Source organism: Aeromonas sp. A35_P, assembly GCF_002259925.1.
GTDB lineage: Bacteria > Pseudomonadota > Gammaproteobacteria > Enterobacterales > Aeromonadaceae > Aeromonas > Aeromonas dhakensis.
Genome location: NZ_NEVB01000138.1, coordinates 1 through 4452, shown reverse-complemented (window position 1 = coordinate 4452; position 4452 = coordinate 1). Strand labels below are relative to the sequence as shown.

The window sequence follows — 4452 nt, the reverse complement described above, 5'->3', positions numbered from 1 at the left end:
ACATGAGACACAACAAGAATAAATATAATGCATTGATTTCATTGAACAAAAATACCATCAAATCCTGGTGGATGCCCAACACCCATCTTGAAGCTGATAAAACAGCCTTAGATTTATAAAAATGACGCTTTCGAGCGCTACGCGACAACTATGGCCACATAAACACACTTTACTATTGTTTTACTGCGCAATTGTGGTATCTTGGTTCCATCATCAGTCAGCCAAGGGAGACAATAATATGAAAGAGTTTGTGGTTACTGCCGTTTTCACCGTGTTTTTCACTCTGGTTGCCGTCTCTCTGCCGTCGCTGTCACAGCTTTGAGCCGGTTGGTTGCCCACTTCGTGATCCGCATGGGCAACGACAGGCACCAGTGCGCTGGTTAATTCACCGCATTCAGTCATTTTTGGTCGTTTCATCGAAAATGAGTGCAGACAAGGTGGTTAGCACCAGTCGGTGTATATAAACAGAGCTGTCGTGCCAAGGCAGCGTAAACAGGGGGAGCCAGTGGCTCCCCCTGTTGCATTTGTGTCTGCGGGATTTACTCTTGCCCCCCTGCCCGTCACAATATCCGCTGGATTCGCCATGCAGGAATTACCATGACACAGGATGCGCTAAGCCATTGGCGTCGTGATCTTCATCGTCTGCCCGAAGCGGCCTGGTGTGAATTTCGTACCAGCTCCCTCATCGCTCACCACCTCAATGAACTCGGTTTCTCCATCATGCTGGGTGACAAGCTGCTGGCCAGCAATCTCATCATAGGACGCAACATAGACGTGCAGGCCCAGAAGGAGCGAGCCCTGCGCCAGGGCGCCCATCCGGACTGGCTGGGCCGGATCGAAGAGATAACGGGGGTGATGGGACTGTGGGACAGCGGCCGACCGGGCCCGACCCTGGCCTTTCGCTTCGACATCGACGCGGTGGAGGTCGAGGAGAGCCAGGATGAGCTGCATCCCCCCAGCCAAGAAGGTTGGCACTCGCGCAACCCCGGCTGGATGCACGCCTGTGCCCATGACGGCCATACCGCCATCGGGCTGGTGCTGGCCGAGCGCATCGCCGCCCTCGCCGATCGACTGAACGGCCGCATCAAGCTCTTCTTCCAACCCGCCGAAGAGGGGTGTCGCGGCGGCAAGGCGCTGGCCGCCGGTGGCCAGCTCGACGACGTGGATGCCCTGCTGGCGCTGCACATCGGCATTCACGCCAACAGCGGCGAGCTGGTGGTCAATCCCACCGAGTTTCTCTGCTCCACCAAGTTCGACGTGGAGTTCATGGGGCGCGCCGCCCACGCGGGGCTCGAGCCCAACGCAGGCAGCAATGCGCTGGCGGCGGCCTGCATGGCCACTACCGCCATGCTCGGCATCGCCCGCCACCGCGACGGCATGACCCGCATCAACGTGGGCCAGCTCCATGCGGGCAGCGGCCGCAACGTGATCCCGGGCCATGCCCTGCTGCAGGGAGAGACCCGCGGCGCCACACCGGCCCTCAACGACTACATGTTCAGCCAGGTGCAGCAGATGGTGGAGGGGGCTGCCATGATGCAGGGCGCCACCTACCTCATTCGCAAACAGGGCGAGGCTATCGGCATCGACAACAGCCCGTCCCTGCTCGAGGAGATCATCCCGCTCGCCCAGGCGCTCAAGCTGGAGACCATCCACACCCGTCGCTTCGGTGCCAGCGAGGATGCGGGCTTTCTCATCGAGCGGGTGCAGCGTAACGGCGGCCAGGCGGCCTACCTGATCCTGGGGGCCAATCTGGCGGCGCCTCATCATCACCCGGAGTTCGACTTCGACGAAGCCGTGCTGGCGCCCGGCGTGGCCTTGCTGGAGTCCTGGTTGCTGGCCCGCCTCGGCCGCTAGCAAGAGCCGGATACAGACAAGGCAGCCCGCGGGCTGCCTTGTTTTTTTCATTTCCCCTGCGCAGCAGAGGAAAATGGCGTTCCTATTCGCCCAGCACGATGGCCGAGAGGTGGGCGAAGTGGTGGATCTCGTGGGTCGCCTCGCTCGGACCATCCTGACGGGCCGGGTTGTACCAGCAGGTCGCCAGCCCCTGGGCCGCAGCGCCGGCAATATCGGTCTTGGGGTTATCCCCCACCATCAGCACCCGCGCCGGACTCGGCTGACCCATTAGTGCCAGCGCGTGCTGGAAGATGGCCGCCGCCGGCTTGGTCACCTGCACCTCGTCCGAGATCACCAACGGCTCGAACCACTCGTTCCAGCCCAGCTTGTCGAGGCGGCCGCGCTGCGGCAGGCTGAAACCGTTGGTGATGATCCCCATCTTCACCTTGCTCTTCAACTCCTGCAGAGTCTCCACCACCCCCTCCAGCGGCATGCTCAGGGCGATGATCTGCTGCAGGAAGGTATCGTTCATCGCCATCGGCGCCACGTCTACCTGTTCAGCAAAGAGGGAGAAGCGGGTCTGCTGCAGGTGGGCGGCATCGATCTCGCCAGAGTTGTACTGCTGCCAGAGCCGGTGGTTGAGAGCATGGTACTCCGCCATCGTGGGCGGGGTCGGCGTCACGCCGTAAATGTGCAGTGTCTGCTCCAGCGCCTGAGCGACCGGGAAATCGACCAGGGTTTCATCCAGATCGAACAACACCCAGTCATAACTTGGTTCTTTCACGGGATCCCTTACTGTTCTGGTTGATCAAGTTCATTGCGCCGCCCCAGCGGGCCGGCCAGCAGTTCCAGCGTCAATCTGACCCCGAAACCAGTCACCTCGCTGCTGACTACGCCATTGCCGCCCTTGTTGCGAAAACCACTCAAGTCGAGGTGCAGCCAGGGGGTCTGGGCAGGCACGAAGCGGCTGAGGAAGCGGGCCGCATCGATGTGATCCGGCGAGGCGCCGGGCGCACACTGTAACAGATCGGCCCACTCGCTATCGAGGTTGTCGTCGTAATCCTCATCCAGCGGGAAGGGCCAGACTCGCTCACCGCTGCGCTGACCCAGGCTGATCAGCTCGCTCAGCCACTGGGGCCGGTTGGTGAAGGCGCCACTGTAACGGCTGCCGAGCGCCCGCTTGCAGGCCCCGGTCAGGGTGGCGTAGTCGATCAGCAGATCCGGGTTGTCCTGCACCGCCATGCTGAGGGTGTCGGCCAGCACCATGCGTCCCTCGGCATCGGTATCCACCACCTCGATGGTGGTGCCATTGAGGGCGGTCACCACCTCCCCCGGCCGGTAGGCGAGCGGCCCTATGTGGTTCTCCGCGATGGCGAGCCAGCAGTGCACCTCGTAGGGCAGCCTGGCGCGGCTGATGGCGTGAAGCGTGCCCAGCGCCACCGCGCTGCCCCCCATGTCCAGATGCATGCCGTACATGCTGCCGGAGACCTTGAGGTTGTAGCCGCCCGAGTCGTGACAGATCCCCTTGCCCACCAGGGCCACTCGCCGCACCGCATTGGGTGGGCAGTAGCTCAGCTTGACCATGGCGGCCTGGTTGTCTTCCGAGCCGCGCGCCACCGCGATGAAGGCACCGGCTCCCTGCTCGGCCAGCTGGGCCTGATCATACTCATGCCACTGCCACCCCTCGCTCTGTGCCAGCTGGCGTACCCATTCGCGGTAGCTGCGGGCGGTCAGATCGGAAGCGGGCGACACCGCCAGATGGCGGGCGATGCCGTTGCCCTCGGCCTCGGCATAGATCCGCGCCAGATCCAGCACGCAATTGGGAGAGACCGCGATCTGCTGGTAGCGCCAGGGATCTTCGCTGCGATGCTTGTGGCTGGGCAGCGGCACGTTGGCCGCCAGCAGGGTGGCCAACGCCAGTTCGGCCAGGAGGGTGGTATCGGCCTCGTCAAACCCCTCCAGGTGCAGCCCCAGTCGCTCAATCTTGAGCCCGGCCAGCGGCGCAACCCAGCTGCGCACCTGCTTGTAGAGGGCATGATCGCGAGGGGGACGGGCCGGCAGGAAGACCAGCAGTTGCAGGGTATTGTGCAGCACCAGGCTGTAGGGGGCTTTCTGCCCCAGCGCGATCTGGGCGCCGACGGCGGCAAGCTCGGGCAGGGCCAGCAAGCTCTCGCGCCGCTCTTCGGCGCAGATCAGCAGGTTGGCGGCCAGGCCGTTGGTGAGGACGGCAGCAAGGCTGGCGTCGTGAATGTCGATCTGCGGCGGCAGATAGGTAAATGGTTGCATCATCGGGCAAGGCCCTCGTCCATGAAGAGGTACCAGAGATGATACCCAACAAAGCGGGGTCACAGCCAGATTGCACTTGAAAATCAATATCAAGCGCGAAAAGGAGACAAAGCAGAAAGACCGCGAAGGCGGCTGGATGACAAGCTAGAGGATCAAGGTAATAAAGTAGGGAAGTTGGTTGCGGGGGCCGGATTTGAACCGACGACCTTCGGGTTATGAGCCCGACGAGCTACCGAGCTGCTCCACCCCGCGTCCGAATTGTATTGCCACCACAAGAGACAGAGCAGATGCCCCTTGCTGTCTTCGTCTCCACCGCAGAGCGCTGCCTTGCCA

General features: G+C 62.2%; 3 protein-coding genes and 1 tRNA gene. 1 reads left to right on the top strand and 3 read right to left on the bottom strand.

The genetic code is table 11. The features are described 5' to 3' along the window. Window positions 1–597: 597 nt before the first annotated feature. Window positions 598–1854, top strand: coding sequence for a M20 family metallo-hydrolase (locus tag CAK78_RS09505; RefSeq protein ID WP_094697112.1), 1257 nt, complete (start codon window positions 598–600; stop codon window positions 1852–1854). Window positions 1855–1936: 82 nt separating this feature from the next. Here the strand turns inward: CAK78_RS09505 and yjjG are convergent, their stop codons facing one another. The 3 genes from yjjG to CAK78_RS09490 form a co-directional block, all read right to left on the bottom strand. Next, window positions 1937–2617 carry a pyrimidine 5'-nucleotidase gene (yjjG, locus tag CAK78_RS09500; protein WP_017787988.1) on the bottom strand — a complete coding sequence of 227 codons (681 nt, stop codon included), beginning with the start codon at window positions 2615–2617 and terminating at the stop codon, window positions 1937–1939. 8 nt (window positions 2618–2625) lie between these two features. Next, window positions 2626–4122 (bottom strand): M17 family metallopeptidase, encoded by a 1497-nt coding sequence (locus CAK78_RS09495; protein WP_005300498.1) that lies wholly within the window; start codon window positions 4120–4122, stop codon window positions 2626–2628. A gap of 172 nt (window positions 4123–4294) precedes the next feature. Beyond that, window positions 4295–4371: transfer RNA gene (locus tag CAK78_RS09490), tRNA-Met, on the bottom strand. Window positions 4372–4452 lie beyond the last annotated feature (81 nt).

Bases quoted from the DNA above. Each gene is read 5' to 3' on its own strand.
- CAK78_RS09505 (WP_094697112.1), top strand. From the start codon at position 598: ATGACACAGGATGCGCTAAGCCATTGGCGTCGTGATCTTCATCGTCTG.
- CAK78_RS09495 (WP_005300498.1), bottom strand. From the start codon at position 4,122: ATGATGCAACCATTTACCTATCTGCCGCCGCAGATCGACATTCACGAC.